This window comes from Lentzea californiensis (genome assembly GCF_024648825.1).
GTDB classification, from domain to species: domain Bacteria; phylum Actinomycetota; class Actinomycetes; order Mycobacteriales; family Pseudonocardiaceae; genus Lentzea; species Lentzea californiensis.
In genome coordinates this window covers 347893-374677 of sequence record NZ_JANBBE010000006.1, presented here as the reverse complement: position 1 = coordinate 374677, position 26785 = coordinate 347893, and the positions used below count along the sequence as shown (strand labels likewise).

Annotated in this window: 31 protein-coding genes; 11 read left to right on the top strand and 20 right to left on the bottom strand. The window is 71.1% G+C overall.

Features of this window, described 5'->3' with window-relative positions; genetic code table 11:
• Positions 1–6 precede the first annotated feature (6 nt).
• Positions 7–708 (top strand): DsbA family oxidoreductase, encoded by a 702-nt coding sequence (locus tag LX88_RS23820; RefSeq protein ID WP_258950024.1) that lies wholly within the window; start codon positions 7–9, stop codon positions 706–708.
• Positions 709–751: 43 nt separating this feature from the next.
• Here LX88_RS23820 and LX88_RS23815 read toward each other — a convergent pair whose 3' ends face one another.
• The 4 genes from LX88_RS23815 to LX88_RS23800 all read right to left on the bottom strand — a co-directional run bounded on the left by LX88_RS23815 (position 752) and on the right by LX88_RS23800 (position 5456).
• Positions 752–1609, bottom strand: coding sequence for a DUF6585 family protein (locus LX88_RS23815; RefSeq protein WP_258950023.1), 858 nt, complete (start codon positions 1607–1609; stop codon positions 752–754).
• A 130-nt stretch (positions 1610–1739) separates the two neighbouring features.
• Complete coding sequence (locus LX88_RS23810; protein ID WP_258950022.1) at positions 1740–2231, bottom strand: GNAT family N-acetyltransferase; 492 nt, start codon at positions 2229–2231, stop codon at positions 1740–1742.
• Between the two features lie 180 nt (positions 2232–2411).
• Positions 2412–4115: an RICIN domain-containing protein gene (locus LX88_RS23805; protein WP_258950021.1), complete on the bottom strand. Its 1704-nt coding sequence runs from the start codon at positions 4113–4115 to the stop codon at positions 2412–2414.
• A gap of 348 nt (positions 4116–4463) precedes the next feature.
• On the bottom strand, positions 4464–5456 hold the full coding sequence (locus LX88_RS23800; RefSeq protein WP_258950020.1) for a BtrH N-terminal domain-containing protein: 993 nt from the start codon (positions 5454–5456) through the stop codon (positions 4464–4466).
• Between the two features lie 163 nt (positions 5457–5619).
• Between LX88_RS23800 and LX88_RS23795 the strand changes: the two genes are divergently transcribed.
• The gene (locus LX88_RS23795) at positions 5620–6099 is read left to right on the top strand and encodes an FHA domain-containing protein (RefSeq protein ID WP_258950019.1); all 480 of its coding nucleotides are present in this window, start codon (positions 5620–5622) and stop codon (positions 6097–6099) included.
• On the opposite strand, the gene LX88_RS23790 is transcribed toward LX88_RS23795, so the two are convergent.
• From LX88_RS23790 to LX88_RS23760, 7 genes are all read right to left on the bottom strand, one after another.
• Positions 6100–7554: a sensor histidine kinase gene (locus tag LX88_RS23790; protein WP_258950018.1), complete on the bottom strand. Its 1455-nt coding sequence runs from the start codon at positions 7552–7554 to the stop codon at positions 6100–6102.
• Positions 7548–8258, bottom strand: coding sequence for a response regulator transcription factor (locus LX88_RS23785; RefSeq protein ID WP_258950017.1), 711 nt, complete (start codon positions 8256–8258; stop codon positions 7548–7550). Before LX88_RS23785 ends, LX88_RS23790 begins: the two co-directional genes overlap by 7 nt.
• The gene (locus LX88_RS23780) at positions 8237–9358 is read right to left on the bottom strand and encodes a streptophobe family protein (protein WP_258950016.1); all 1122 of its coding nucleotides are present in this window, start codon (positions 9356–9358) and stop codon (positions 8237–8239) included. Before LX88_RS23780 ends, LX88_RS23785 begins: the two co-directional genes overlap by 22 nt.
• A gap of 2 nt (positions 9359–9360) precedes the next feature.
• Positions 9361–10149 (bottom strand): ABC transporter permease, encoded by a 789-nt coding sequence (locus LX88_RS23775; RefSeq protein WP_258950015.1) that lies wholly within the window; start codon positions 10147–10149, stop codon positions 9361–9363.
• Complete coding sequence (locus LX88_RS23770) at positions 10146–11054, bottom strand: ABC transporter ATP-binding protein (protein WP_258950164.1); 909 nt, start codon at positions 11052–11054, stop codon at positions 10146–10148. The genes LX88_RS23775 and LX88_RS23770 overlap by 4 nt, the downstream gene beginning before the upstream one ends.
• 166 nt (positions 11055–11220) lie before the next feature.
• Positions 11221–11604 carry a hypothetical protein gene (locus LX88_RS23765; protein ID WP_258950014.1) on the bottom strand — a complete coding sequence of 128 codons (384 nt, stop codon included), beginning with the start codon at positions 11602–11604 and terminating at the stop codon, positions 11221–11223.
• Positions 11597–11977, bottom strand: coding sequence for a hypothetical protein (locus tag LX88_RS23760; RefSeq protein WP_258950013.1), 381 nt, complete (start codon positions 11975–11977; stop codon positions 11597–11599). Before LX88_RS23760 ends, LX88_RS23765 begins: the two co-directional genes overlap by 8 nt.
• A gap of 156 nt (positions 11978–12133) precedes the next feature.
• Here LX88_RS23760 and LX88_RS23755 point away from each other — a divergent pair, with 156 nt between their 5' ends.
• On the top strand, positions 12134–12421 hold the full coding sequence (locus tag LX88_RS23755; RefSeq protein ID WP_258950012.1) for a DUF3040 domain-containing protein: 288 nt from the start codon (positions 12134–12136) through the stop codon (positions 12419–12421).
• Between the two features lie 7 nt (positions 12422–12428).
• On the opposite strand, the gene LX88_RS23750 is transcribed toward LX88_RS23755, so the two are convergent.
• Complete coding sequence (locus LX88_RS23750) at positions 12429–13028, bottom strand: TetR/AcrR family transcriptional regulator (RefSeq protein ID WP_258950011.1); 600 nt, start codon at positions 13026–13028, stop codon at positions 12429–12431.
• Positions 13029–13119: 91 nt separating this feature from the next.
• Between LX88_RS23750 and LX88_RS23745 the strand changes: the two genes are divergently transcribed.
• Positions 13120–13869 carry an SDR family NAD(P)-dependent oxidoreductase gene (locus LX88_RS23745; protein WP_258950010.1) on the top strand — a complete coding sequence of 250 codons (750 nt, stop codon included), beginning with the start codon at positions 13120–13122 and terminating at the stop codon, positions 13867–13869.
• A 93-nt stretch (positions 13870–13962) separates the two neighbouring features.
• Here the strand turns inward: LX88_RS23745 and LX88_RS23740 are convergent, their stop codons facing one another.
• The 6 genes from LX88_RS23740 to LX88_RS23715 all read right to left on the bottom strand — a co-directional run bounded on the left by LX88_RS23740 (position 13963) and on the right by LX88_RS23715 (position 18138).
• A complete protein-coding gene (locus LX88_RS23740; protein ID WP_258950009.1) occupies positions 13963–14406 on the bottom strand; it encodes a hypothetical protein in 444 nt (147 codons plus the stop codon).
• Positions 14403–15290, bottom strand: coding sequence for a WXG100 family type VII secretion target (locus tag LX88_RS23735; RefSeq protein ID WP_258950008.1), 888 nt, complete (start codon positions 15288–15290; stop codon positions 14403–14405). The genes LX88_RS23740 and LX88_RS23735 overlap by 4 nt, the downstream gene beginning before the upstream one ends.
• Positions 15287–15652: a P-loop NTPase family protein gene (locus tag LX88_RS23730; RefSeq protein WP_372511398.1), complete on the bottom strand. Its 366-nt coding sequence runs from the start codon at positions 15650–15652 to the stop codon at positions 15287–15289. The genes LX88_RS23735 and LX88_RS23730 overlap by 4 nt, the downstream gene beginning before the upstream one ends.
• A 121-nt stretch (positions 15653–15773) precedes the next feature.
• On the bottom strand, positions 15774–16139 hold the full coding sequence (locus tag LX88_RS23725; protein ID WP_258950007.1) for a DsrE family protein: 366 nt from the start codon (positions 16137–16139) through the stop codon (positions 15774–15776).
• Positions 16140–16208: 69 nt separating this feature from the next.
• On the bottom strand, positions 16209–17765 hold the full coding sequence (locus LX88_RS23720) for an HD domain-containing phosphohydrolase (RefSeq protein WP_258950006.1): 1557 nt from the start codon (positions 17763–17765) through the stop codon (positions 16209–16211).
• Between the two features lie 43 nt (positions 17766–17808).
• A complete protein-coding gene (locus LX88_RS23715) occupies positions 17809–18138 on the bottom strand; it encodes a DoxX family protein (RefSeq protein ID WP_258950005.1) in 330 nt (109 codons plus the stop codon).
• 60 nt (positions 18139–18198) lie between these two features.
• Here LX88_RS23715 and LX88_RS23710 point away from each other — a divergent pair, with 60 nt between their 5' ends.
• Together LX88_RS23710 and LX88_RS23705 are read left to right on the top strand one after the other, a co-directional pair.
• Positions 18199–19086 carry a LysR family transcriptional regulator gene (locus LX88_RS23710; RefSeq protein ID WP_258950004.1) on the top strand — a complete coding sequence of 296 codons (888 nt, stop codon included), beginning with the start codon at positions 18199–18201 and terminating at the stop codon, positions 19084–19086.
• Between the two features lie 216 nt (positions 19087–19302).
• On the top strand, positions 19303–20334 hold the full coding sequence (locus LX88_RS23705) for a beta-ketoacyl-ACP synthase III (protein ID WP_258950003.1): 1032 nt from the start codon (positions 19303–19305) through the stop codon (positions 20332–20334).
• 34 nt (positions 20335–20368) lie between these two features.
• Here the strand turns inward: LX88_RS23705 and LX88_RS23700 are convergent, their stop codons facing one another.
• The gene (locus LX88_RS23700) at positions 20369–20731 is read right to left on the bottom strand and encodes a VOC family protein (RefSeq protein ID WP_258950002.1); all 363 of its coding nucleotides are present in this window, start codon (positions 20729–20731) and stop codon (positions 20369–20371) included.
• Positions 20732–20771: 40 nt separating this feature from the next.
• Positions 20772–21677: a LysR family transcriptional regulator gene (locus LX88_RS23695; RefSeq protein WP_258950001.1), complete on the bottom strand. Its 906-nt coding sequence runs from the start codon at positions 21675–21677 to the stop codon at positions 20772–20774.
• A gap of 106 nt (positions 21678–21783) precedes the next feature.
• Here LX88_RS23695 and LX88_RS23690 point away from each other — a divergent pair, with 106 nt between their 5' ends.
• Genes LX88_RS23690 through LX88_RS23670 form a run of 5 tightly spaced genes read left to right on the top strand, consistent with a single transcriptional unit; the run spans position 21784 to position 26785 of the window.
• The gene (locus LX88_RS23690) at positions 21784–22761 is read left to right on the top strand and encodes a fumarylacetoacetate hydrolase family protein (protein ID WP_258950000.1); all 978 of its coding nucleotides are present in this window, start codon (positions 21784–21786) and stop codon (positions 22759–22761) included.
• The gene (locus tag LX88_RS23685; protein ID WP_258949999.1) at positions 22758–23711 is read left to right on the top strand and encodes a cyclase family protein; all 954 of its coding nucleotides are present in this window, start codon (positions 22758–22760) and stop codon (positions 23709–23711) included. The genes LX88_RS23690 and LX88_RS23685 overlap by 4 nt, the downstream gene beginning before the upstream one ends.
• Before the next feature lie 13 nt (positions 23712–23724).
• Positions 23725–24849 carry an FAD-dependent oxidoreductase gene (locus LX88_RS23680; RefSeq protein WP_258949998.1) on the top strand — a complete coding sequence of 375 codons (1125 nt, stop codon included), beginning with the start codon at positions 23725–23727 and terminating at the stop codon, positions 24847–24849.
• Entirely contained in the window at positions 24846–25850 is a 1005-nt protein-coding gene (locus LX88_RS23675) for an amidohydrolase family protein (protein ID WP_258949997.1), read from the top strand. The genes LX88_RS23680 and LX88_RS23675 overlap by 4 nt, the downstream gene beginning before the upstream one ends.
• Positions 25847–26785: a VOC family protein gene (locus LX88_RS23670; RefSeq protein ID WP_258949996.1), complete on the top strand. Its 939-nt coding sequence runs from the start codon at positions 25847–25849 to the stop codon at positions 26783–26785. Before LX88_RS23675 ends, LX88_RS23670 begins: the two co-directional genes overlap by 4 nt.

The window sequence follows — 26785 nt, the reverse complement described above, 5'->3', positions numbered from 1 at the left end:
GAGGTCGTGCCGCGACCCGAGGTGCGAGAGGGAACGATCGTCGTCTACACCGACATCGCGTGCGCGTGGTCGACGGTGCTGATCGCCCGCCTGCTGAGGGCCCGCGCCGAGCTCGGGCTGGCCGGTCAGGTGCACCTGGACCACCGGGTCTTCCTGCTCGAGGACGTCAACTCCTTCCCGATCCCGAAGAAGTTCCTCGACTCCGAGATCCCGGTCGTGGGCGCGCTGGAGCCGGACATGGGGTGGAAGACCTGGCAGGCCGACCCGTCGGAGTGGCCGGTGACGACCGCGCCGGCGAACGAGGCGGTGCACGCCGCCAAGGAACAGTCGCCCGAGGCCGCGGAAGAGCTCGACATGGCGCTGCGGGTGGCGTTCTTCCGCGACAGCAGGTGCATCTCACTGCGGCACGAGATCCTCGACATCGCCGGCGGCTGCCCCCACGTGGACGCCCGCGCGCTCGGCGAGGCGCTGGACGACGGCAGGGCCCGCGGCCCGATGATGCGCGACTACCGGGCCTGCCGCGACGCCGTGCAGGGCAGCCCGCACCTGTTCTTCGCCGACGGCTACGACGTGCACAACCCCGGCATCGAGCTGAAGTGGGTGGGCGAGCAGGGAGCGGGCTTCCCGGTGGTGGAGCACGACGATCCGGGCGTTGCCGCGGACCTCGTGCGCAGAGCCGCGCGGACGCTCAGTCCGAGTCCCGGATGACCAGTTCGGCGGCGGTGGCAGCGAGGTCGGCTGCTCGCCGTGGTCAGTTCTGCGCGTACAGGTTCTGCGCCAACGTCCAGAACACCTCGAAGTTGGGGATGTCGCCGATCGCGTAGCTCCCCGGCCTGCCACCCGCCGCGGTGATGACCACGTGACCCGCGCTGGTGGAGAGGTCTCGAACCGTGTCCCACGGCGCGAGACCGGCCGGGGTGGTGATGCCGGTCGCGGAGAGGGCCAGCGCGCCGAAGGTGACGGTCCGGCCCGCGTTGATCGCTTCGACCGCCGGTGGCAGCCGCCGCTCGAAGATCTCCTTCTGCAGCAACGGACCCAGTTGCAGGATGTCGGTGGCCGACACCTTGTCCGGCTGTTCGGTGCCCCGGAAGACGACCAGTTCGCCGTCCGCCAGCACGAGCCGGTAGGAGTGGACGGTGATGACGAGCCGGCCTGCGACGTAGTTGTCGGTCACGAAGCAGTGGATCGCCTCGACCTCATCCCAGGTGAACGCGCGGGCGGGAGCCCCGTCCCGCGGCGGGAGCACGAAACCCTCACTGAACACGTAGACGCGTTCGCGGTTCTCGTCGCCGTCGTCGTCGTCCCGATCCATGACGTGGACGCTCACGCCCCAGGCCACGAGCGTCAGCGCCACGGCCACTCCGATGCCGAGGCCGGCGATCCCGGTGGCCCACCAGAGGAGCAGGCCGATCGTCAGAGGGCTGGCGATCGCGGCGAAGACGAGCAGGCCGTGGCGGATCTCGGCGCTCTTCTCCTTCGCGGCCTCCTCTTCGGTGCCCACCCGGTGCGGCACCCGGTGCACCGCTTTGGCCTGGCCCAACCCCCTGTTGGAGGCCGCGACCGTCACCTCGGGCGGGATCGCGTGGTTCCCCAAGAACTGAATCGGCATCCGTGCTCCACTACCGCGTTCGGCGAAACCTTGATCGAACCATGGGAGGAGTGCGCCGGTCGGCGGTTCGGGATGATCGAACCAGTGGGAAGTCCTATGGGAGCATTAACGGCGTTGATGGGCCGTTCTGTCACAGGTCGAGCCACATGATGCGCAGACCGACCATTCCTCGCGCGGGATGCCGGAACGCTCCGGGGGCGATGCCGAGCGTGACGAACCCGAGATCTTCGTAAAGGCGGACGGCAGCGGTGTTCGTGTCGACGACGGCGTTGAACTGGAGGGCCGCGAACCCGCTCCGCCGGGCCCAGTCGATCATGTCGGTGGTGAGGGCTCGGCCCACTCCGGCGCCTCGTGCCGCCTCGGCGACCATCAGGGTGCCGGAAGCGACGTGGTTTCCGGGGCCTGGGCGGTTGGCGTACATGTTCGCGGTGCCGACCACCTTGTGCTCGTCGGCGGCGACGACCACTCGCGCCGGTGCGGGCAGTTGCCACATGAGCTTGGCGTCGTGCTCGCTCAGGGCGGGGTCGTAGGGGATGGTCCGCCCTTCGGTGATGACGTCCTGGATGATCGGCCACATCTGCGGCCAGTCGTCCTCGTGTGCCTCACGGATGGTGCCGACCACTGTGTCTCCGCTCGAACCGGTCCATCGATACGGGACTCATCCTGCAGGTCGCTTCCGCCGGTCACCAACCATTTAACGGCGGGCCGCAGCTCCCCCCGGCCGGCATGTGACACGGCCAGACCGGGCCCGCGCGGCTGACGTGCGGGCCCGGCCTGGTTCAGGTGGCGGCGGTGTGGTGGGTCAGAGTGCGACGGTCCTGCCCCCGAGGGTGACGACGAGCTTGCCGTCGGAGGCGAACGACCAGCCGAGCGCGCCGGTGTAGGAGGCGCACCGGGAGCCGTTGGTCCCCGCCCAGAACTGGTTGGAGGTGTCGGCGTTCCCGACGGTCTTGTCGTTGCTGCCGCTGCCGCTGCGGCAGGACGTGTTGCTGCGGAAGACAGAACTGCCCGCGTCGAAGGAGAAGTTGCGTTCGGTGTTGTCGATGCTGAGGTTGTTCGACACGGTCATGGTGCCGGGGTTGCGGTTGTAGGTGAAGCCGTGCTTGCCGTTGTCGTAGGCGATGGTGCGGCGGATGACGTGGTTGACGCCGATGTCCTCGCCGCCGAGCTTGAAGCCGTTGCGGTCACCGTTGCCCGCCTGGCCGCCGTTGCTCAGCGTGCCGTTCTCGTACGCCAGGGAGTCCTCGATGGTGACGGCGCCGATCGGGCCGGTGTCCGACTTGGTGTAGAGGTCCCAGCCGTCGTCGATGTTGTTGTGCGCCACCGAGTAGCGGAACACGTTGCCGGGTCCGGAGGTGAGCTTGGCGGCGAACCCGTCGGCGTCCTCCCCGTCGGAGTCCGCGTTGTCGTGCGACTCCGCGCCGAGGATGAGGTTGTTGGCCGGCCACTGCTCCTTCGGCGTGGTGGACAGCATCCGGGAGAGCTGCAGGCCGGTGTCGCGGTTGAAGCGGGTGATCGTGCGTTCGAAGATGTTGTTGCTGCCGCCCACGAAGATGCCGTTGTCCCCGGCCCGTTCGACGATGACGCCCTGGACGTGCCAGTACGAGCCGTTCACGGCCAGGCCGCGGTTGGCCGGGTCCTCGGCCTGCGCCGAGAAGTTCAGCACCGGCTTCTCGCCCTGGTAGGCCGTCAGCTTCTTACGCGCGCTCGCCGTGCCGTTGTTGGTCGGCGGGATCGTCACGGTCTGCGAGAAGCTGTACGTGCCACCGCGCAGGAAGATCGTGCCACCGGTCGCCACCCGCGTAAGTGCGGACGTCAGCGTCGTCGGGTCCGCAAGCGTGCCGGAAGCGGCGTCACGACCGGTCGGCGACGCGTACAGCGCGTCGGACGGCGGCACGCTCGTGGTGGTGGTCGTGGTGGTGGTGGACGTCGTGGTGGTGGTGGACGTCGTGGTGCTGGTCGGCCCGCCACCGGCCGGTGCGAGAGTCCACTGCTTGGTGGCCGCGCCATCGCAGGAGTTGGTCTGCACCAAGGCTCCCGCGGTCGTGGCGTTGTCCTTGACGTTCATGCACTTGCCGCCGTTGGCGTTGACCAGGCGGTGGTTGCTGCCGCTGGCGGTGAGCGCCCAGACCTGGCTGCCGGCACCGTTGCACGTCTCCAGCTGGACCGGCTTGCCCGCGCTGGTCGACGCATCGCGCACGCCGACGCACAGGTCGCCCGCGGTGATCCGGAACCCGCCGCTGACCTCGGTCAGCACCCACGCCTGGCCGGCGCACGCCTGCTGCCGGAGCTGCGTGCCGCTCGCCGGGCTCGTCCCCGCGTCGAGGCACTGCCCGCTGCCGGCATTCTTCAGCACGTACGTGCCCGCCGCCGCGTTGGCGAGTGCGGCGGTGCTCGGCCAGGCCGCGAGCGTGGTGACCAGCGCGACGACCGCGCCTCCGGACACCAGTCCAGCGCGCACGCGGCGTTTTCTCGCCAGGCGGGCAGGCTGTTCTGAAATTCCCATGGGGACTCCGCTTCCAACACTGAGCGAGAAAGAGTTCTGGCCGGAGGTGAGGCCATTTCTCATCGGATGCTAGGAGGCACTCCAAGTGCTGGTCAACGGCAAGATTTGTCGAGTTCGGTGGTCGCTCGAAGTCGAATGGATCGAATGGACAGGTCAGCGCGCGTCGAATTGATCTCCGGCTCGTTCGACGAATTCGTAATGGTCATACTTGTGAACAGGACGCGGCCGCCGAGGTCCTTGAAAGGACTATTTCCTGTTCATGAACGTGAATCTTCGGGACTTCTTCGTGGTCGGTGCCGCGGTTTTATCGCGAAAGACCGGGGTGGTCTTCGAGTTGTCTCCGCGAGGTCACGCCGAGCTTGTGATCCCGGCCAGGACCTGCATCGCACGGCGTTCCCGGTCCGCGAGGTCGAAGAGGATCTCTGAGGCGCGGGTCAGCGGTTCCTGGTCCCCTGTTCGGCCGGCGGCCGTGATGAGGCGTGCCACTTCGGTCCACAGTGGAACGATCTCGGTGTACAGCTGATGACCGACACGCAGGTTGTCGTCGTCCACGACCTCGGTGCACTCGGCGAGGAAGTCGCGGTACATGGTGCGGAACAGAGCGCCTCCGGTGCCGCCGCGCTCCATCAGCGTCCCGGCCAGCGGCAGGTCGCGGGCCGGGTCGCCGGAGCGGTCGAGCCACCGCGGCACCTGCCGGGCGGCCTTGCCGATGCCGCGGTGGCCGAGGTTCGCGATGGGCGGGTTCAGGAAGGCCTGTGCGTTGGCGGTGATGGAGGTCCGGACGGCCGCGGCCAGGTCGGGCCGGCTGCCGGAACCGGTGACGGTGTAGGAGAGGTTGCGGGTGGTCATCGGTCCGCGTTCGCCGCGGGCTCGTTCCAGGCTTGCCAGCGTGGTCTTCACGGCACCGCCCTGCTGCGCGGTGTCGACCAGGAGGGCGTGCTCGTCGTCGTAGCCGTACAGGGCGACGAAGTGGCCTCCGAAGTGGACTTTCTCGGTGAAGTGGTCCAGGTGGTACGAATCCAGTTGCAGGCCGACGGGTAGTCCCTCGGCGAGCGCGGTGGTGACGTTCTGCCACGCCTTGCGCGGTGAGGCCGTCTGTTGGACGTGCAGCGTGAGGCCGAGCCGGTCGGCCGCGGTCCGGGTGATCGCCATCGGTTTGACGCGGCCGCCGAGGAACGGGAAGTCCAGGTGCTTGGCGTCCCAGTAGACGAAGCCCAGGCCTTCGCCGAGGCCGAACGACATCGGCTCCGAGATCTCGACGCCCGCGTGGTGCAGCAGTGCGCCGAGAGCGGTGGTTTCACAGTGCCGGCCGCCGGGAAACGAGACGTTGTCGATGATCATGTGTTTCCCGGTGGTCTGGTGGCGGCTGGATCGTCTGGCTGATCACCTTCGGCCCTGACACCGTGTGAGGGTCAACCCCGATCCACCGGGAGCCGGTCGTCGCCGACTACACTTGGCACTCGAACGTGGAGAGTGCCAGAAAGCGAACCGCGGGGAGCACGGCATGATCGGTGAAGCCACGGAGACAGGGCCTACCGGCGTCGCGACGCCGTCGTTGACGATCGCGGGGCACGAGCCGGTCACCGTCGCGCTGACCGAGCCGGTCGTCGTCATCGGGCGTGATCGTGGCTGCGGAGTCGTTCTCGACGACATCACCGTGTCCCGGCAGCACGCGGAACTGCGCCGCGAGGGCGGCGTGGTCGTCCTCACGGACCTCGGCTCGCTCAACGGCACCTACCTCAACCGGATCCCCGTGGACAGCGCCGTGGTGCACGACGGGGACACGATCTGGATCGGCGACCACCGGATGACCTTCCGTTCGCCGCCGGTGACGAGCGGGTCCCGCCTGCTCCGTCTGCCGTCCTGGGACGCGGGCGTCCCCTCTCCTCGTCCAGCCGCGGCGAACAGCGGGGCGCACCGCGCGGTCCTGCCCGAGTTCGCCTGCGACATCGCGCCGAAGCCGGCGGGAACTGCCTGTTCCTGATCACTGCCGGTCGAGCGGCGGCAGGACGAGGCGGAAGCAGGCGCCTTCGCCCAGCTTCGTGTCGAGCTCGACGGTCCCGTCGTGCGCACGGGCCAGGGCGAGGGCTATCGCCAGGCCCAGTCCGGCGTTGGCGCCGTCCGCGCGGGTGCGCGAGTGGTCGGCGCGGTAGAAGCGGTCGAAGACGCGGGCGGCCTGGTGCGCGGGCAGGCCGGGACCGCGGTCGGCCACTTCCAGCACCGCGCGGCCGTTCGCCGTGCCCACGCCGATCCGGACCGCGGAGCCCGGCGGGGTGTACGTGGCGGCGTTGCCGATCAGGTTGGTGACCACCTGGCGCAAGGCGTCCTCGTCGGCGTGCACGGGTGCGGGACCCGGTGGTCCGGCGCCGCCGGGTCCGGTGAGCTCGACCGGGCGGGACGGGTCGAGGCCGCGCAGGTCGTGCCGGGCGTCGTTGGCCAGGGTGCGCAGGTCCATCGGGGCGGGGTCCAGCTGGGCCTCCGGCGCCTCGTCCAGCCGGGCCAGCAGGAGCAGGTCCTCGGTGAGGCTGGTGAGCCGGGTGGCCTCGCGGTCGATGCGGTGCATCGCCTCGTCCACGTCGGCGCGCTCGGGCATCGCGCCCATCCGGTACAGCTCGGTCGAACCCTTGATGCCGAACAACGGCGTGCGCAGTTCGTGGCTCACGTCCGAGAGGAACGTCCGCATGCGGGCCTCGGCCGCGGACCGGTCGGCGAAGGCTCGTTCGAGCTGGCCGAGCATCGTGTTGAGCGAGGTCGCCAGGTGCCCGACCTCCGTGGTGGGCGCCGCGAGCAGGGGGACGCGCCGGGTGAGGTCGCCGTCGGCGATCGCGGCGGCGGTGTGCTCGATGCGGCGCAGCGGCCGCAGGCCCCGCCCCAGGGCGAACCAGCCGACCGCCGTCAGCAGCGCGAGCAGCACCGCACCGCTGACCAGGCTCGTCGTCCGGAGCCGGGCGGTGGTGGCGTCCGCCTCGGCCAGCGATGCCGCGACGACGACCACCCCGTCCCACCCGGTGGCCGGCCGCGCGGTCGCGCGCCAGCGCCCCGAGCCGTCCGCGGCGCGCAGGTCGACGGGCTCGCCGCTGGCGGGCACGGTGCGCAGTGCGCCGGGACCGGGCAGGGAGGCGCCGTCCAGGCGGCTGGAGTGCAGGCCGCCCGCCACGGTGCCGTCCGCACCCAAGTACACGAGGTACGGAGCGCCGATCAGCCGCAGGGCGGGGTCGAGGAGGTCGGGCCGGGGCGTGGAACCGACGGCGCCGGGCGGCCCGGCGGCGGGCACCCGCGAGAGGATCTCGCCCAGCGACCGCAGCTGGGCGTCGACCCGGTCCAGCTGGTAGCGCTCCAGCTGGTCGGACACGACCGCACCGACCAGGCCGAGCCCGGCGAGGAGCAGGCTCGCGGTGAGCAGCAACAGCCTGGTGCGCAGGGAGAACCTGCTCAGCACGCCGGGTCCCGCAGCACGTACCCCACGCCGTGCACGGTGTGGATCAGCTTCGGGTCCTCGGCGTCGACCTTGCGCCGCAGGTACGAGATGTAGGTGTCCACGATGCCGGCGTCGCCGCCGAAGTCGTAGCGCCACACCCGGTCGAGGATCTGCGTCTTGGACACCACGCGCCCGGCGTTCTCCATCAGGTAGCGCAGCAGCCGGAACTCCGTCGGCGACACCCGGACGGGCATCCCGGCCCTGGTCACCCGGTGGCCCTCTGTGTCGAGCGCGAGCGCGCCCGCCCTCAGCAGTCCCTCCCGGTGACCGGAGGTGCGGCGCAGGATCGCCCGGATCCGGGCGATCAGCTCCTCCAGGTCGAACGGCTTGGTCACGTAGTCGTCGGCGCCCAGCGACAGGCCGGTCACCTTGTCCGCCTTGCGGTCCCTGGCGGTGAGGAACAGGACGGGCACGGGTCCGCGGCGCCCCTCCGCGCGCTGCTCGCGCAGCCGCCGGACCACCTCGAACCCGTCCACGTCGGGCAGCATCACGTCGAGCAGCACGAGATCGGGCGGTTCCGCGACGGCCGCGGCGACCGCCTCCGCGCCCGTCGCCGCGGACGTCACCTGGAACCCCGCGAAGCGCAGCGTCGCCGACAGCAGTTCGCGCACCGTGGCCTCGTCGTCCACCACCAGCAGCGTCGTCACCCGGCCCGATCCCTCCACGCGGGCCACGATACGGACGCCAACCTGAGAAGCCCCCCGGCGAGCAGACCCGCCGCGGCACCACCCGCCCCTCCCAGCGCCAGCGCGGCCAGCGGGTTCGCCGCCAGCCCCGCGTCGAGCACCGGCACCGAGAACCCGAACGCGCCGATGCCCAGCCGCACCGACACGCGCGACACCAGCGCCAGGCCTCCCAGCGCCACACCCACCACCGCGCCCAGCCACGCGGCCCGGCGCAGCGGACGACCGCGCCGGACGGTCAGAACGCCGAGGGCCAGCAGCACGGCAGCCGCCACCCACGTCAGCGGTCCACCCGGCGACGGTGGCGCGACACCGTCGAGGACGCACGCCAGCGCGCCGTCCGAACTGACCGTCCACGGCACACCAAGACCCAGCGACAACACGCCGAACACGATGTGCGGCAACAAGAACAGGACACCACCCGCCGCCGCCGGACCGCCCAACGCCCACGCGACGAGCAGGCACGCCGCACCGAGCCCGCCCACCGTCCACAAAGCACCACGCGCGGCGATCCGGAACCGCACGACCAGCCAGCACACGCCGACGACGGCGAGCACCCAGACCACCGCCCCGGCCAGCACCGGCCAGACGGGAACGGAGAACCCGACGCTGAGCGCGTCCACGGACCTGCCACGGCCCAACGGCCCGATCGCGGGAAGCCCGCAGACACCGGAGATCCCACCCGCCGCCGCCGCACCGGGCGGTGTCACCTCGCCCCGCGCCGCCAACGCGACCGCCACCGCGCCGGCCGGGAACGCCACGGCCGCCGCCGTGCCACGCACGAGCAGCCCGTCCCGGTGCCGCAGCAACAACCACCCCAGCACCACTGCGCCGACCACCGCGACGCCCAGGGGCATCACGTCGACGCTGCCCCTCAAGGCGACCGGCGTGCCACCCGCCGGGACGGCACCGAACTCGGCCGAGCCGCCCACGGCCATGGTGACCACCGCCGCCGTCAGCCGGCCGAACCCGCCGAACCGGCCGGCGTCGAGGAGCAGCACCCCGGCCGCGGCGGTGGCGGCCATGGCTCCCCAAGCCGCGACCGCCGCCGCCACGCCCTGTCCCACGTCCCGCCGCGTCACCATCACACGTCACGCCGGTGGAAGACGACGAAGGCGGCGGCCAGCACGACGGCGATGCCGAGGCACATGCCGCCGAGGTTCAGCCAGGGATGCGGGTAGGCGGGATCCGGCACCGTCGCGAACACCGCCGCGGCGCCCTGCGACGGCCAGAAGTCGAGCAGGCCCTGGAACCACGACGGGAACAGACCGGCCAGGGCGGGCACCAGGAACACGATGCCCACCAGCGTGGTGAGCGCGCCCGCCGTGGCACGCATGATCGTGCCGAGACCGATCGCGAGCACGGCGATCGCCGCGAGGTAGAGCCCGCCGCCCACGACGGCGGACAGCACACCGGGGTCGCCGAGCCGCGCGTGCGGCACGTCCTGAGAGGCGAAGAGCCCTTGGCCCAGAAGGAAACACGCGAACATCAGCACCTGGCCGGCCACCACGGCGACGACGGCGGCCACCACCACCTTGGCCGCCAGCAACCGGTGCCTGCGCGGCGTGACCGCCAGCGACGTCCGCACCAGCCCGGTCGCGTACTCGGAGGTCACGACCAGCGTCCCGAGCACGCCGATCACCAGCTGTGCGACCAGGTACGCGGTCAGGCTGCGCCCGGTCGGGTCCCACGCCAGCCGTTCGGCGGCCGACGCGCTCCCGTACACCTCGCCCGCGCGGCCCGTCGCGAGGACCGTGATGCCGATCCCGACGCCGAACAGGCACGCCAGTGTGTACCAAGTGGACCGCGGGCTGCGCAGCTTGACCCATTCCGCGTGCAGGGCGTGGCCGAAGAACACCACTCGCGCGCTCATGCGGTCACCCCGTGGTACTCGACGCTGTCCTGGGTCAGCTCCATGAAGGCGTCCTCCAGCGAAGGCCGTTGCGGGGTGAGCTCGCCGAGCACGGTGCCGTGGTAGGCGGCGAGCTTGCCGATCTCCTCGCTCGCCAGACCGGTGACCACCAGAGAGGAGTCCGGTCCTTCCCGCACGGTGGCGCCGGTCGCGGTCAGCCGCAGCGCGAACTCCGCGGGTTCGGGCGTGCGGACGAGCACCGTGCCCTCACCACGTCCGCGCAGGAACTCGTCCACGCCGGTGTCGGCGATGAGCCTGCCGCGGCCGATCACGACCAGGTGGTCGGCGGTCTGCGCCATCTCGTTCATGAGGTGGCTGGAGACCAGCACCGCGCGACCCTCGCGGGCCAGGGAACGCATGAAGTCGCGGATCCAGCGGATGCCCTCGGGGTCGAGCCCGTTCACCGGCTCGTCGAAGATCAGCACCCGCGGGTCGCCGAGCAGCGCCGCCGCGATGCCGAGCCGCTGCCGCATGCCCAGCGAGAACCCGCCCGCACGCCTGTGCGCCACGCTGTCCAGCCCTGTCCTGGCGAGCACCTCGTCCACCCGGCGCCGCGGCAGGCCGTTGCCGGCGGCGAGCGCCAGCAGGTGGTCGCGGGCCTTTCGCCCAGCGTGCAAGGCACCCGCGTCGAGCAGCGCGCCGACCTCGGTCAGCGGCACGGGCAGGTCGCGGTAGCGGCGTCCGCCGACCGTGACGGAACCCCCGGTGGGCGCGGCCAGCCCGAGGATCATCTTCATGGTCGTGGACTTGCCCGCGCCGTTCGGCCCGAGGAACCCGGTCACCTGGCCGGCCTCCACGGTGAACGACAGGTCGTCCACCACGGTGTCGAGGCCGTACCGCTTGGTCAGCCCCCGCACGTCGATCATCGTCATGGGACCGAGCCTCGCCACCCGGCCTGACCGTTCCCTGGGAAGTCCTGTGAGAACCCGGAAAAATCCGCTCCCGGCCACGGCCGCGCCGGCGCATTCACAGAGAACACCCAGAGCTACGCACGGGTCGTGCACTGTGGACGGCGGCCCACTTCGGCGGCGTCTACCTGGACGAGCCGGTCTTCCGCAGCCACCACAGGCCGAGGACCGGCAGCGCGAGCGGCACGAACCCGTAGCCGATGCCGAAGGACGACCACACGGTCGCGTCCGGGAACGCCCGCGGTACGACGAGGCTGGCCGCCCCGACCAGCAGCACGCCGGCCAGTTCGACGGAGCACGCGACGTACGCGGTCCGGCGGCTGTCGCGCGCGAGGGCGATGGTGGCCAGCACGTAGACGACGGCGGCGAACGCCGACAGCACGTACGCGACGGGTGCGTCGGAGAAGCGGCCGGCGATCTGCACGGCCGAACGGGACGTGGCGGCGAGGGCGAAGACGCCGTAGACGGTGATCAGCATCCGGCCGGGGCCCTGGCGCGTGTCAGGCATGGCCTGCCCAGATCTGGCCGAGGCGCAGGATCATCACCGGCACGCTGAGGCACGCCACCACCAGCACACCGGCGCTCCACCGGGTGCGTTCGGCGGCCGACCAGAGGACCGCGACGGGCAGGATCACGACCGGGCCGAGCAGGTAGCCGACGAACGACCAGCGCTCGATGTCGCGGTCGGTGCCGAGCATCGACACGATGCCGGCGACGGCCTGGACGAGCAGGCCCAGTTCCAGCACCGCGAGGCCGCCCACCAGGGTCCAGGACAACTTCTTCAGCGGCAGCAACGGCGTGTTGAGTGCGATCAGCAGCACCGACCACGCGGCGGCGGCGAGTGCGAGCACGGTCAGGACCGTGGGCAGAACATCGATCATGGGGCTCTTCCGACGACGAAGGATCTACTGCGGAATGTAGCGTCCGCCGCTGCCGGACCGATGTGCAGCGTGACAGTCACGTGCGACCGGGAACCTTGGCCGGTCCCGTGCGTTGACTCTGGTGAAGCCCTGAGCAACCCAGCGGGAGGACCGGACGTGAAACTGCCGGACCACGAGCAGCAGGAACTGGACGAGATCGAGCGCCGTCTCGCCGAGGACGACCCGAAGCTGGCCGCCAAGCTCACCCGCCCGGCGCCCAAGGTGCCGCACCGGACCATGGTCGTCGGCGGACTGCTGGCGCTGCACGTGATCGGCCTGCTCTTCGTGATGGCCGGGGTGACCACGTCCTCCGTGGTGCTCGTCGCGGCCGGCGCCTGCGTGGTCCTCGGGGTGTTCGGCGGGTTCGCGGTCCGGGTCTGGCGGGAGCGCGAGAAGCAGGTCTGACCAGGGCTCAGGCAGGCGGCCAGTTCAGCAGGGCGGCGCCGGCCACGCGCAGCAGTTCCTCGCGCGTCGCACCGCCCGCCGCCTGCACGGCCATGCCGTTCGCGATCGTCATGACGTAGCGGGCGATCAGGTCCGGGTCGGAGCCCGCGGGCAGGTCGTCCTCCTCGACGGCCCGCTGGAACCGGTCGCGCAGGTGCTCCTGGCCCCCGGCGCGCCACTCGGTCAGCACGTCGCGCGCGACCCGACCCGTCTCGCCGACGGCCAGCGCGCCCTGCACGCCGAGACAGCCGGCGGGGCAGCCGGGCCTGGTGTTGGCGCGGACCGAGCCGGTGAGGAACACCTCCGCCACCTCACGTGCGGTGGTCGCCTCGAGTGCGTCGACGATGTAGGAGACCGTGCCCTCCGAGTAGCGCCGCAACGCCTTGCGGAAGAGCTCCTCCTTGTTGCCGAAGGCCGCGTACATGCTCTTGCGGGAGATGCCCATGGCCTCGGTCAGGGCGGCGAGGCTCGCGCCCTCGTAGCCCTGCTCCCAGAAGACCACCATCGCCTTCTGGAGGGCCTGCTCGGCGTCGAACTCCCGCGGCCGACCGATCTGCGCCTTCTCCACCTCCGCATCCTACCCTTCAGCACCGATCGGTGCTGAAGTGCTACGGTCGGGTTATGCACCGATCGGTGCATAAAAGCGTGGAGGTCAGGGAATGCGCAGGCTGGAAGGCAAGACCGCAGTGGTGACCGGTGGCGGCACGCGGGGGATCGGCAGGGCCACCGCGGCGCGGCTGGTGGCCGAGGGCGCGCACGTGTTCATCACCGGCCGCCGCAAGACCGAGCTGGACGAGGCGGTGGAGGTCATCGGCGAGAACGTGACCGCGGTGCCGGGCGACATCACGGACATGGACGACCTGGACCGGCTCTACGAGGTGGTCGCCGCTCGCGGTCAGGGACTGGACGTGCTGTTCGCCAACTCGGCCACGGCGTCGTTCGCGACCATCGAGACGATCACCGAACAGGACTTCGACCAGGTCTTCGGCGTCAACGTGAAGGGCACCCTGTTCACGCTGCAGAAGGCGCTCCCGCTGCTCAACGAGGGTGCCTCGGTGATCATCAACGCCTCCACCGCGGCCGACCGGGGCACCGCGTCGTTCGGTGCCTACGCCGCGTCCAAGGCGGCCCTGCGGACGTTCACGCGCACCTGGGCGAACGAGCTCAAGGGACGCGGTGTCCGGGTGAACGCCATCTCGCCGGGGCCGACCGACACCGCCGGGATCACCGAGCTCGTGGGTGAGGAGAACGCGACCGCCTTCAAGTCGGGCGAGGCCGCCCGGATCGCCATCGGGCGGATGGGTCACGTGGACGAGGTGGCGGCCGCGGTGGCCTTCCTCGCCTCCTCGGACAGCAGCTTCATGCTCGGCGCCAACCTGTACGTCGACGGCGGCGAGAACCAGATCTGACGCTCGCGGACGTTCCCCACGTGCGCCGGCCCGTGCCGACGGGCTGGCGCACGTGAACGCGGCAGGGGATGGCGGCCCGCCGGGCTGACCGGTCTAGAAGGCGTCCTCGGTGAAGTCGCTCGGCATGTCGTCGTCGAAGTCGCCGTGAGACCGCCGGGTGCGCTGCTGACCCGCCGCGACGACCTCGTCGAGGTTCTGTCCCTCCCTGATCGCCGTGTACGCCCGCTTCAGCGACGGCATGCTGGTCTGCATCGCGCGTTGCACGTCGGGATCGTGGACGGCCTGTCCGGAAGCGATGTCCCGCCAGGACAGCGCGCCCGAGTCGACCTTGCGCTGCAGGTCCTTCAGCGCGTTCGGCGCGTCCTTCGACCGTGCGAACTTCTCGATCGCGGCGATGTCCGCGGGGGACAGGTCGCCGCCGCGGGTCTGCACCTTGGACGCTTCGAGGGCGACCTTCTCCAGGCGCGCGCCCTTGGCGTCGAGTTCCTGTTGCCACGCCTGCAACTGCTGACGGGCGCTGTCGTACGGGAACGTCATTCCGCACCGCCCGAACTCGAAGGACTGGGCTCGGCCCAGCGCTTCTCCTTCGACGCGTCGACATACTTGTCGTGCGCCTTGTACGCGCCTTTGGCCATGCCCCACGCGCCACTGCCCGCGGCGGCCGCGCCGTCGCCGAACTTCTCCGTGCCGTCCTGCCACGTGTCGACCACGTCGAAGAAGTCGTTGACGTCCCGCACGTCCGGGATCCTGGCGAGCGCGGTGCCCATCAGCTTGATGCCGTTGATCATGCCCTGGACGCCCTCGATGAGCGTCTTCATGGACTGGATGAGCTTGCGCACCTGGTCGACGATGTTGACCACGTCGTAGACCATCCACACCGCGCGGCCCCAGCCGACGAGCGGTATCCACGCGGTCATCGCGGCCTTCATCAGCTTGTCGCAGATCTTGTCGAGCAACGTGAGCGCGAGCTTCGCGGCCGACCGGCACGAGCTCGCCATGTTCTTGAACCGGTCGCCGATGAACTTCGCGACCTGCGAGTCCCACTCGATCGCCGTGGTCCACGTGCGGCGCACGCGGTTCTCGAAGCTTTGCGCGGCGCCGCCGTCCCAGTGCGGCGACAGTTCCTCGATGCCGTTGTTCACGTTGTGCCGCACGTTGTCGAGAGACTTGGCGATCCGGTCCCACGCGGCGGCGTTCGCGTCGATCTTCTCGAAGTCGCCCGCCAGCGGCATGACCAGGTCGCGCACCAGGTCGTCACCGGTGACCTGCTGGTAGATCCAGTTGACGCCCTGGATCTTCCACCCGGCGGCCTCGATCAGCTCCTTGACGCTCTGCCGGCCGGGCCGGTCGTCGGGCGCGGCGCGCAGCGCGACGTTCGGGTCCTCGACGTCCTGGTAGCCGTTGCAGACCCCGCCGGTCATTCGCCGACCCCCAGGAACCGCTCCAGCCAGGACGACGGCTCCACCCTGCCGCCCGCGGTGTCGATCAGGCAGACCCCGATCGCGTCCGCCTTCTCGTAGACGTCGGCCGACTTGACCAACGCCTCGGCGTCCTGACCCATCTTCTTGCTCGCGGCGTCGAGCGTCTCGCCGTAGAGCTGCGCGACCCCGGTCACGACGGGGTCGAGCAGCGACAGCAGCCCGGTGAACCCGGACGTGTCCCCACCCTTGGAGATCGCGTGCTCCCGGATCGTCAGGAAGTGCTCGGCCTGACGTTCCAGCAGCCCGCTGCAGCCGCGCAGCTCGTCCGGCTCGACGTGGAACTTCTCTCCCATGGCGCTCATGACGCCCGACCCCGATGTGTGGTTCCTCCGCATTCAGCCCAATAGGCAACTCGAATCGCGCGGCCACGACGAAGAGGAAAGGCCGTCCGCGCGACGGCCTCTCCGCGTGCCGCCGGCACCTTCAGTAGCTGAACGTGGTCGCGGGCTCGTCGCCGATCCACTTCCACAGCGGGATGGTGCCGTTGACCTCCGCGCCGGGGATGAGCTGCTCGGCGTCGAGCTGCTTGGTGCTGAAGCAGAGCGGGCAGACGTAGTAGCGCCCGCCGGCCGCCTCGTAGCGCTGGAAGAGGTCTCTCAGCGGAGGGCAGCCGTCGCACGCGACGCCCGCGGCGGTGCCGGTCACCGAGAGGCGTACCGCCTCCTTGGACAGGAACATCAGCGTCTCGCGCCCGGTCTCGGCGGCGCCGATCGCGACGAGGAACGCGACGGTCACCTTCTCCGCGTCCTCGAGTCCCGTGGAAAGGCTGATGACTGCTTTGTTCGACATGATCTGCTCCCTGTTCGTCGGAAACAGAACGTTAGGAGCGCGGAGACCCGGTGTCGTCGGGCGTTCTCCCTACAGATCGAGCGGGTCGAGCAGGCCGTTGCGCAGCGCGAACAACGTCGCGGTCGAGCGGGAGGACGCCCCGGTCTTGGTGTAGATCCGCTCGATGTGCGTGCCCGCCGTCTTGCGCGAGATCCCCAGCCGCTCGGCGACCTCGCCGGTCTGGGCGCCGCGCGAGATCAGGATCAGCACCTCGACCTCGCGCGGGGTGAGCCCGGCCGGGCCCGAAACCCGCCGCCGGGCGCCGTTGCCCGCGGCGGCGAGGACGGTCTCGGCCGCGTCGCCGTCGAGCGCGCCGGTCCGGATCGCGTCCCGCACCGCGCTGACGGCCTGCTTGTCCGTCAACGCCGGTCTGTGCGCCCTCGGTTCGAGCATCGCCCGGTACGCGCACGCCGCGGCCAGCAGGCGCCCGGTCATCGGCACCGCCGCGCCGGACAGGCCGCGGTGGTAACCGTGGCCGTCCATGCGTTCGTGAGCCGTCGCCGCGATCGCGCCGAGCCTGGCCAGCGCCGCCGGGCGGGCGAGGACGCGCTCGGTGTAGTACGAGCTGAGCCGCACGCGTTCCCAGTCGGTCGCCGACAGCGGTCCCGGCCGGTCCAGGATCGTCGCCGGCACACCGTGCAGGCCGATGTCGTGCAGCAGGCCCGCGCGCCGGGTGGCGATGACGTCACCGGCGGGCAGCCCCATCGACCGGGCCGCCGCTCCGGCGAGGTCCGCAACGCCACGGGAGTGCCCGGCCCGCGAGGCGCAGCGCAGGTCGGTGAAGTCGGCGAACGCCTCCAGCGCCGTGTCCAGCTCGCCCTCCGTCAGCGGGCGCCGCAGCCGTGGATCCGCGGTGAGCGCGTCGATCCCGGTACCGGCGCCGGCCAGCACCTCGGGCGCGTGCGCGACGAACGCGTCGACCACGTCGGGCGCGAACTGGCGGCCGCGCCGCGCCCGGGCGACTTCGAGCGCACCGCCGATCCCGCCGGTCCGGTACCGGACCTCGACCACGTCGGCCAGGTGCAGCAGGCGGACGATCGGCGCGATGTCCTCGCCGCCCACACCGTCCGGCACCCCGCGCCCGTCCCAACGGGTGAAGAACTGCCTCAACGCGGTCACCACGTCCGGGCCGAGCCCGAGCCGATCGGCCAGCGTCGACGTCGTCGTGCAGTGCGACTGCATGCCCCGCACGACGTTCTGGCCGCCGGTCGTCAGGATCGTCGCCGCCACCCGGAGCCGGTGCCACATCGGCCCGCCGCGACCGGCCCGGCGCAGGAAGAAGCCGAACCCCTCCAGCCCGGCGAGGTCGGCCCCGTAGCTGTCCGCGCGGAACGCGATGTCGTCGCCGAACGACGCGGCCACCTCCGGGGAGTCCGCGACGCAGCCGACCCAGGCGAGCATCGAGACGGGGAAGAGCGACTGCCGCTGGTCCTCGGACAGGCCCATGCGCCCGGCGAGCCGTTCCGCGATCCGCCACGACCGGAGCACGTGCTCCATCGGCTGACCCAGCCCGAGGTCCGTCGCCAGCGAGAACGCCGCTAGCAGCTCGGCCAGGTGGATCCCGGTGTCCCGGTCAGCAGCCTCCACCGGCGAAGGGTAGCTCCGCGACGTCGCTCCGACCGGGTGGACGTCACCACTGGCTGACGAGCGACGCGATGGCTAGCCCCAGGAACGCGGCCGGGTAGACGATGTCGCGCAGCGCTTTCCGCCACACGTGCAACGCCACCGCGCCGACGAAGAACAACGTGAGCCCGCCCGCCGCGGCGACACCGAGGTGGGGCACCCCGGCCAGTCCGGCGGCGAGGCCCAGGGCGCCGGCGGCCTTGAGCACACCGAGCGGCAGGATCCACTTGGACGGCAGGTCCAGCTTCTTCGCGTTGTCCCGCACGAACTCGGCGCCCGCGAAGTCCGCGGTGGACGCGGCCGCGTTGAGTGCGATGGTGACCAGTTCGACGATCATGGTCCCACTGTCGGCGGGGAACGGATGCCCGTCCAATACCCGTCGCCATAACCTGGCGGAATGGACGTGGACACGAGGCTGCTGCGCTACTTCACCGCCATCGCCGAGGAGGGCAACCTCACGCGTGCGGCGCAACGCCTGTTCGTGTCGCAACCGGCGCTGACCAAGCAGCTCAAGCACCTGGAGTCCCACCTGGGCGTGCGGCTCTTCACGAGGTCCAGCACGGGCATGACGCTGACCGAGGCGGGCCGTGCACTTGCCGCCCGTGTGCCGGCGTTGCTCGGTGCCTGGGACGAGGCGGCGGCCGAGACGAGGACGGCCGCCCGCGTGTTGCGCGTCGGGTTCCTGTCCAGCGCGGCGAACGAGGCGACCCAGGACATCGTCGCCGCCTTCCGCGAGCGGCGGCAGGGCTGGCGGGTCGACATGCGGCAGGCGCCGTGGTCGGATCCGACGGCGGGTCTCGCCGGCGCGGAGGTGCCGGTCGCGTTGCTGCGCCTGCCGTTCTCCGGGCAGGAGTCGTTCGGCGTGCGGTCGCTGTTCCGCGAACCTCGTTGTGTGGCTTTGTCTTGCACGCATCCGTTGGCGGGACGCGCCGAGATCGCGTTCACCGAGCTGCTGGACGAGCCGGTCGTCGCCGCGCCGGGAGGCGACGGGGTCTGGCGCGACCACTGGCTCGCGATGTCCGAAAGGGAGGGTCGCGAAGTGCGCGTCGGTGCCGTGACGGAACAACCCGACGAGTTCCTGAGCGCGATCGCCCACGGCTACGGCATCGCGCTGGTTCCCGCGTCCGCCGCGCGCTTCTACGCGCGGCCCGGTGTGGTGTACCGCCCGGTAACCGGAGTCAGTCCCAGCGAAGCCGGTGTGGCGTGGCACAGGGACGCGGACGAGGCGGTCACGGACTTCGTCCGGTGCTGCCTGGCACTCGCCCGGGCAGGCGCTGAAGTGTGACCGCGGGACAGGCGTGCACGTCAGGGAGTCGTACCGGCGAGTAGGGGTGTCCGGCGCACTGTGGACGGCGCGAACCTGAGTGGCTTTCATGTCGGCATTCCTTGTGCGCCAACGGATTCGCTACCGGCGAGTAACCACGGGTCGCCACGTGATGAACCGCACCGGGCGTGCCCCTGCCCCGTCCGGCTCGGGTACTTTCGGCCTTGGTTCATCCACATGCTGAGAAGAGACGACCCGTTGACCGAGCACGCCCCGCGCCCGATTCCCGTCCTGGAAGCCGTAGCGGGCTGTGTGCCGCCCAGGGTGGTGTCGAACGACGAACTGCCGCAGCACTGGGAGACCAGCGACGCCTGGGTGCGCAGGCGCACCGGGATCGGCACCCGGCACTGGGCGGGGGAGGGCACGTCCACGGGCGACCTGGCGCTGACCGCGGCCGAAGCCGTGCTGGCCAAGTGCGAGACCAGGTCGGTGGACCTGGTGCTCGTGACGACGTCGACGCCCGACCACCCGATCCCGGCGATGGCACCCGCGCTGGCCGCGAAACTGGGACTGGCCGGCGTCGCGGCGTTCGACGTCTCCGCGGTGTGCACCGGTTTCGTGTACGGGCTGGCCACGGCGAGCGGGATGATCGCGTCGGGAATCGCTCAACGGGTGCTGCTGGTCGCGGCCGACGTCTACTCGACGCTGATCGGCCCGGACGACCGCAGCGCCGGTGTGGTGTTCGGCGACGGAGCCGGCGCGGTGGTCCTGCGCGCGGGTGAGCGCGGCGAACCGGGCGAGGTACTCGGCTTCGACCTGGGCAGCGACGGCACGGGCCACGACCTCATCACCGTGCCGGGCGGCGGTGCGCGCGACCGGGCGGAGCCGGGCCGGTTCGGCGAGCACGACCGCCACTTCCGGATGAGCGGCCGCGAGGTCTACCAGCACGCCGTCGCCCGGATGACCGAATCCTCCCTCGCCGTGCTGAAGAGCGCGGGGTGGACGACGGCGGACGTCGATCGTGTCGTCGCACACCAGGCCAACGCCCGGATCCTCTCGTCGGTCGGCAGCCGGCTGTCCATTCCGGACGAGAAGGTCGTCGGCAACATCGAGAGGGTCGGCAACACCGGTGCCGCGTCCATCCCTCTCGCACTCGCGGACGCCGTGGCACGCCAGGAGATCCACGCCGGGGAGAAGGTGCTGCTGACCGCGTTCGGAGGCGGCCTCACCTGGGGATCGGCCGTGCTGGTGTGGCCGGAGGTCAGCTAGGCGCCGCGGTTCCGGCGTCTGACGGGCCGTGGTGTCAGGACGACGTCAGGCAGAAGGGGTGGCCGGCCGGATCCAGGAGCACCCGCCAGCGCCCGTCGCCGGGCTGGTGCTCGGGCTTGGCCGCTCCGAGTCGCAGCGCCAGCGCTTCCGCCGCGTCGAGGTCGTCGGCGCGGAGGTCCAGGTGGAACTGTTGTGGCACGTCCTGACCCGGCCACCGCGGAGCCCGGTAGCCGTCGACCCGCTGGAACCCCAGGTCGCAACCGGAGTCGCCGGTCAAAGCGACGAACTCGTCCGAGCTGAAGAGTTCGCGCATCCCGGTCAACGTGCCGTAGAACCCCGCCAGCGTCCGCGGGTCGGCACAGTCCAGGGTCACCCCTCGCAGTACGGCATCGGCCACGGCCACACCGTACGCGCCGTAGCCACCGCTGACGTAGCGGTTATCCCTTGTCCACGGCCTGACCGACTTCCTTGATCACCTGGCGCAGCCACGCGTGTCCCGCGTCCTGGGTGTGCACCGGGTGCCACCACATGGCTTCCTGCAGCGGCACCGAGGGGAACGGGGAAGGAAGGACGCGGACACCGGGCAGGGGCGAGAGTTCGACCAGCCGTCGCTGCACGAGGGCGACCCGTCTGGTGCCGGCGACCAGCATCGGCAGCAGGTGGAACGACGGGACCGAGACGTCCACGCGGGGACTGATGCCGAGCATGCTGAGCTGCCGGGTGACGGGCGCGTCGTAGGCGCGTTGGTAGACCGCCCACGGCATGTCCGCGAGCTGGCCGAGGGTGAGCTCGTCGCCGACCTCGGGGTTGCCGGCGGCGACCAGGCACACCCACTGGTCGCTGAACAGCTCGACCGCGGGGAAGCCGTCGATGACGCCGTGCGGGAGCAGGAGACCGTCCACCGTGCTGAGCAGCGTGCCGAGGTTCTCCAGCAGCGTCGGTGACGTCTGGTGGAAGGTCAGGTGGACTCCGGGAGCCTCGTCGTGCAGCACGCGGGCCAGCGGCACGCCGAGCACCGTCGCGCCGTAGTCGGAGGTGACGAGCGTGAACTCGCGGGTGTCGGTGGCGGGGTCGAACGTGGCCTGGCTGGTGAACACGCGTTCCAGCACGTCGCACGCGGTGGCGGCGCGGTCGCGGAGTACCGCGCCGAGCGGGGTGAGGCTGTAGAGCGAGCCGGTGCGGGAGAGCAGCGGGTCGTCGAAGTGGCGGCGCAGGCGCGCCAGGGCCGCGCTCATGGCCGGCTGCGTCAGGCCGATGCGCTGCCCCGCCCTGGTGACGTTGCGTTCCTCCAGCAGGGCGCGAAGGGCCACGACCAGGTTGAGGTCGAGATTCGACAGGTTCACCGCACCTCCAGTCATCCACGATGTGGATGGAGAGCATCAAGAACATTCATTTCCGTGATCCTCCGGTGGCGGCCACAGTAGTCCTCACGACACGGGAGGACACCTCATGGCAACACCGCCGCAACCCGTCCGGTTCGCGCTCGGCACCTTCTCCGCGGCGGGCGGCTCGCCGTTCCCCGGCCTCGTGGTGGACGACCGCGTGGCCGATCTCGGGCAGGCCCTGCAGTGGCGGCCGGCCTCGACGCTCGACGTCCTCGAGAGGTGGACGGAGGCGCTGCCCTCGTTGCGCCGCCTGGCGAGCGAGGCGCGGGAGTGGCTGCCGCTGGACGGGTTGAGCGTGCACGCGCCGGTCGCGCCGCGGCAGGTCTTCCAGTCGGGGGCCAACTACCGGCAGCACGTCATCGACCTCGTGGTCGCGCACCGCCCGGCGGACTCCGCCGAGAGCGAGGAGCAGGCGCGGGCGCGAGCTGCCGAGCTGATGGACCGCCGTGCACGCGAAGACCAGCCGTACGTGTTCATCGGTCTGCCGTCGGCGATCACCGGCCCCTACGACGACGTCGTGCTCCCCTCGTGGTGCGAGCAGGCGGACTGGGAGCTGGAGCTGACCGCCGTGATCGGCATCCCGGCCCACCGCGTGTCGCCGGAAGAAGCGTTGCGGCACGTCGCCGGCTACACGATCGCCAACGACCTCACGGCCCGGGATCTGGTGTTCCGCAAGGACATGCGGGAGATCGGCACCGACTGGCTGCGCTCGAAGAACGCGCCCGGCTTCACTCCGCTCGGCCCGTACGTCGTGCCGGCCGAGTTCGTGCGGGACCCGTCGGACCTGCGGCTGACCCTCGAGCTCAACGGTGACGTGATGCAGGACGAGTCCACAAAGGACATGATCTTCGACGTCGCCCGCATGGTCTCCTACGTCTCGCAGACCACCGTGCTGCTGCCGGGCGACCTCGTCCTCACCGGTTCTCCCGCCGGCAACGGCGCGCACCACGGGCGTCTGCTGCGCGACGGCGACGTCATGGAGAGCACCATCACCGGGCTGGGCGTCCAGCGCACCCGCTGCGTCGCCGAGGAGCGGGCATGAACCGCGCCGATCCCGAGTCCGCCATCGCCGAGGCCGCCGCGAAGTGCTCCAACTGGGGCCGCTGGGGTGAGGACGACGTCCTCGGCACGCTGAACTTCCTCACCGAGGGCAAGCGCCGTGCCGCCGCCGCGCTGATCCGCAGGGGCGTGAGCTTCTCGCTGTCCCAGCGGTTCGACATGGACGGCCCGCAGAAGGGCTGGCGCCGCCGCACGAATCCCGTGCACACCATGCTCGACACCGGGACGGACGCGGCCGCGGGACTGCAGGGCTTCCCGCACGGCATCGGTGGCGCGGACGACGTGATCTCCATGCCGTTGCAGTGCTCGACGCAGTGGGACGGCCTCGGGCACATCTTCGACCACGGCAGGGCGTGGAACGGCCGGGACGCCGCCACCACCGTGACGTCCGCGGGTGACCTGGTCACCGGCATCGAGCACATGGCCGCCCACGTCGCCGGCCGCGGCGTGCTGCTCGACGTCGGCCGAGTCGTCGGTGGTGGCGAACTGCCCGACGGCTTCGCCATCACCGAGACCCACCTCGCCACCACGGCCGAGGCCCACGGCGTCGACGTCGGACCCGGCGACATCGTGCTCGTCCGCACCGGGCAGCTGGCCCGCGCCAGGCGCGACGGCTGGGGCGACTACGCGGGCGGACCGGCGCCCGGCCTGTCGTTCACCACCGCACCGTGGCTGCACCGCACCGAGATCGCCGCGATCGCCACCGACACGTGGGGTTTCGAGGTGCGGCCCAACGAGTTCGACGACGCCTTCCAGCCGCTGCACCAGGTCGTCATCCCGCACATCGGGCTGCTGGTGGGGGAGATGTGGGACCTGGACGCGCTGGCGGCGGACTGCGCCGAGGACGGCGTGCACGAGTTCTGGCTGACCGCCGCGCCGTTGCCGATCACGGGAGCCGTCGGCTCGCCGGTGAACCCCGTCGCCGTGAAGTGACCGAGGAGCCTTGATGACCCGCACCGTGCTCGTCCTCGGCGGTGGTACCGCCGGCAACGCCCTGACCGTCCTGCTGCGCCGCGCCGGACTCACCGTCGACCTGGTGGAGGCCAGACCTGACTGGAACGCCACCGCAGGATCCGGCATCACTCTGCAGGGCAACGCCTTGCGCGTCCTGCGCGAGGTCGGCGTGATCGACCAGGTGCTCGGCGACGGGTTCCCGTTCGACGAACTGGGCATCCTCGCCCCGACCGGTGCGGTGCTGGCCGTGCAGCCGACCGCCCGCATCGGCGGCGACGACCTGCCCGGCACCCTCGGCATGCAACGCCCGCGCCTCCAGCAGATCCTCATCGACGCCGTCCGCACGTCCGGCGCCCCGGTGCGCCTCGGCCTCACCGCCACCACCCTCGACCAGGACGGCGACGGCGTGGACGTCGGTTTCAGCGACGGCACGACCGGGCGTTACGACCTCGTCGTGGGCGCGGACGGCCTCAACTCCGCGACCCGCGCGCTGATCGGTGTCCAGGAACGGCCGGTGCCCACCGGCATGGCCATCTGGCGCGCTCCGGTGCCCCGCCCGACCGGCCTCGAACACACCCAGATGATCTACGGCGGGCACTGCTTCATCGCCGGGTGCTGCCCGACCGGCCCGGACACCGCCTACGCCTACCTGGTCGAACGCAACCGCGACCGCGACGCCATCGACCCGTCGGCTCACGCCAAGGAGATGCTGCGGCTGGCGCAGGGGTACGGCGGACCGTGGCAGGAGATCCAGGCCGCGCTGACCGACTCCGCGGTGGTCAACTACACCTGGTTCGACCGCCTGCTGGTGGACGGGCCGTGGCACCGCGGCCGGGTCGTGCTCGTCGGCGACGCGGCCCACGCGTGCCCGCCGACCCTGGCCCAGGGCGCCGCGATGTCGTTGGAGGACGCACTCGTCCTCGCCGAACTGCTGTCCACAAAGGACACGTGGGACGACGCCGTGCTCACCGAGTACCGCGACCGCCGCTATCCGCGAGTGCGCGCGGTGGTCGACGCTTCCGTTCAGATCGGCCAGTGGCTGCTCGACGGCGTGCGCGACGCCGACGTACCGGGGCTGATGGGCCGCACGATGGCGATGCTGGCGGGGCGCCCGTGACCGCCCCGACCGTGGACGTGCACGCCCACGTCCTGCTGCCCGAGGTGGAACGGCTCGTCGCCGACGAGCCCGCGCTGGCCGCCGCCCGTGAACTCGACGCCCGCCGCAACGGCCCCGACGCCCTGGCCGTCAACGGGCGGATGATCCGCGACCGGCTCGGGGTGCTGACCGACGTCGCGCAGCGTCTGTCCGCCATGGACGGTGCAGAGGTGGACGTGCAACTGGTGAGCCCTTCGCCGTCGCACTACCACTACTGGGCGGACCGCGACCTGGCCCGGACGGTGTGGGAGACGGCCAACACCGCGACCGCCAAGCACTGCGCCCACGCGCCGGAACGGCTGCGCGGCCTGGGCCTGGCGCCGCTGCAGCACCCGGACCTGGCGGTGCAGGCCCTCGACCACGCGCTGGGAGAAGGACTGGCGGGGGTGGAGATAGGCAGCCACGCACCCGGCCGCGAGCTGTCCGACCCGGCCTACGAGCCGTTCTGGGAACGGGCCGCCGAGACCGGCGCCGTGGTGTTCCTGCACCCCTTCGGCTGCACCCTCGACGAACGCCTGGACCGCTGGTACCTGTCCAACAGCGTCGGCCAGCCGACAGAGAATGCCGTCGCGTTGTCCCACCTGATCTTCTCCGGTGTGCTGGACCGCCACCCGCGCCTGCGGATCGTCGCCGCGCACGGCGGCGGCTACCTGCCCACCCACCTCGGCCGCGCGGACCACGCCTGGCGGGTGCGCCCCGATGCCAGGAACTGCGTGCACCCGCCGAGCCACTACGCCCGGCGGCTGTGGTTCGACTCGCTGGTCCACGACCCCGCGGTGCTGCGCGAGCTGGTCCGCGTCGCCGGACCGGACCGCGTGCTGCTCGGCTCGGACTTCCCGTTCGACATGGGCACCGAGGACCCGGTCGCCGCACTGCGGGCCGCGGTGCTGAACGAACCCGACTTCGACGCTGTCCGCGGTGGCAACGCCACCGCACTGCTCAACCTGAAGGAGATCCGGTGACCAGGCGATTGCTCACCCACCTGCGGCACGTCGACCTCGCCGTGCCCGACTACGACAAGCAACTGGAGTTCTACGCCGGCGTGTGGGGCCTCACCGAGGTCGCCAACGACTCGGGCCTGAGCTTCCTGGCCGCGGAGGGCTCACCCGAGCAGTACGTCGTGCGGCTGCGCAAAGCCGACGAGAAGCGGCTGGACCTCGTCGCGTTCGGTGCGGAGAACGCGGCTGACGTCGATGCGCTCGCCGACCAGCTCATCGCCGCCGGCGTCACGCTCATCAGCACGCCCGACAAGCTCGGCACGCTCGGTGGCGGCTACGGCTTCCGGTTCTTCGACGTCGACGGCCGCACCGTCGAGGTCTCCGCCGACGTGGAGAACCGGCAGCACCGCCGCGTCGAGGAGAAGGAGGCCATCCCGGTCCGGCTCTCGCACGTCGTGCTCAACTCGCCGGATTTGAACCGCACCAGGGCCTGGTACGAGCAGCACCTGTCGTTCGCGCTGTCGGACACCCTCAGCTCGCCGCACATGGGCGAGGTCATGCACTTCATGCGCATCAACCCGCAGCACCACAGCCTCGCGCTGGCCAAGGGGCCGCACACCGCGCTGCACCACATCTCGTTCGAGCTGCGTGGCGTGGACGAGTACATGCGCGGCACCGGCCGGCTGATGCGCGCCGGTGTGCGCAAGATCTGGGGACCGGGCCGCCACCTGGCGGGTGACAACACGTTCTCCTACTTCCTCGACCCCCACGGCAACACCGTCGAGTACACGACGGAGCTCGAGATGCTGGACGAGGACACCTGGCACCCCAGCGTCCACGACTTCTCGCAGCCCGAGGTCACCGACCAGTGGGGCACCGCCAACCCGATGAACGAGCTGGTGGCCAAGGAGTCCTTCAACGACCCCGACCGCGGCTGCTTCGTCGCCCCTCCGGTGTGA

What these genes read in the sequence shown, in the direction of transcription:
- LX88_RS23805 (WP_258950021.1), bottom strand. Translation starts at nt 4,115, where the DNA reads ATGGGAATTTCAGAACAGCCTGCCCGCCTGGCGAGAAAACGCCGCGTG.
- LX88_RS23730 (WP_372511398.1), bottom strand. Translation starts at nt 15,652, where the DNA reads ATGAGCGCCATGGGAGAGAAGTTCCACGTCGAGCCGGACGAGCTGCGC.
- LX88_RS23680 (WP_258949998.1), top strand. Translation starts at nt 23,725, where the DNA reads ATGACCCGCACCGTGCTCGTCCTCGGCGGTGGTACCGCCGGCAACGCC.
- LX88_RS23800 (WP_258950020.1), bottom strand. Translation starts at nt 5,456, where the DNA reads ATGATCATCGACAACGTCTCGTTTCCCGGCGGCCGGCACTGTGAAACC.
- LX88_RS23735 (WP_258950008.1), bottom strand. Translation starts at nt 15,290, where the DNA reads ATGACCGGCGGGGTCTGCAACGGCTACCAGGACGTCGAGGACCCGAAC.
- LX88_RS23795 (WP_258950019.1), top strand. Translation starts at nt 5,620, where the DNA reads ATGATCGGTGAAGCCACGGAGACAGGGCCTACCGGCGTCGCGACGCCG.
- LX88_RS23740 (WP_258950009.1), bottom strand. Translation starts at nt 14,406, where the DNA reads ATGACGTTCCCGTACGACAGCGCCCGTCAGCAGTTGCAGGCGTGGCAA.
- LX88_RS23745 (WP_258950010.1), top strand. Translation starts at nt 13,120, where the DNA reads ATGCGCAGGCTGGAAGGCAAGACCGCAGTGGTGACCGGTGGCGGCACG.
- LX88_RS23690 (WP_258950000.1), top strand. Translation starts at nt 21,784, where the DNA reads ATGGCAACACCGCCGCAACCCGTCCGGTTCGCGCTCGGCACCTTCTCC.
- LX88_RS23770 (WP_258950164.1), bottom strand. Translation starts at nt 11,054, where the DNA reads ATGATCGACGTGCGGGGGCTGACCAAGCGGTACGGCCTCGACACCGTG.
- LX88_RS23815 (WP_258950023.1), bottom strand. Translation starts at nt 1,609, where the DNA reads ATGCCGATTCAGTTCTTGGGGAACCACGCGATCCCGCCCGAGGTGACG.
- LX88_RS23705 (WP_258950003.1), top strand. Translation starts at nt 19,303, where the DNA reads ATGCTGAGAAGAGACGACCCGTTGACCGAGCACGCCCCGCGCCCGATT.
- LX88_RS23765 (WP_258950014.1), bottom strand. Translation starts at nt 11,604, where the DNA reads ATGCCTGACACGCGCCAGGGCCCCGGCCGGATGCTGATCACCGTCTAC.
- LX88_RS23775 (WP_258950015.1), bottom strand. Translation starts at nt 10,149, where the DNA reads ATGAGCGCGCGAGTGGTGTTCTTCGGCCACGCCCTGCACGCGGAATGG.
- LX88_RS23710 (WP_258950004.1), top strand. Translation starts at nt 18,199, where the DNA reads ATGGACGTGGACACGAGGCTGCTGCGCTACTTCACCGCCATCGCCGAG.
- LX88_RS23685 (WP_258949999.1), top strand. Translation starts at nt 22,758, where the DNA reads ATGAACCGCGCCGATCCCGAGTCCGCCATCGCCGAGGCCGCCGCGAAG.
- LX88_RS23725 (WP_258950007.1), bottom strand. Translation starts at nt 16,139, where the DNA reads ATGTCGAACAAAGCAGTCATCAGCCTTTCCACGGGACTCGAGGACGCG.
- LX88_RS23715 (WP_258950005.1), bottom strand. Translation starts at nt 18,138, where the DNA reads ATGATCGTCGAACTGGTCACCATCGCACTCAACGCGGCCGCGTCCACC.
- LX88_RS23760 (WP_258950013.1), bottom strand. Translation starts at nt 11,977, where the DNA reads ATGATCGATGTTCTGCCCACGGTCCTGACCGTGCTCGCACTCGCCGCC.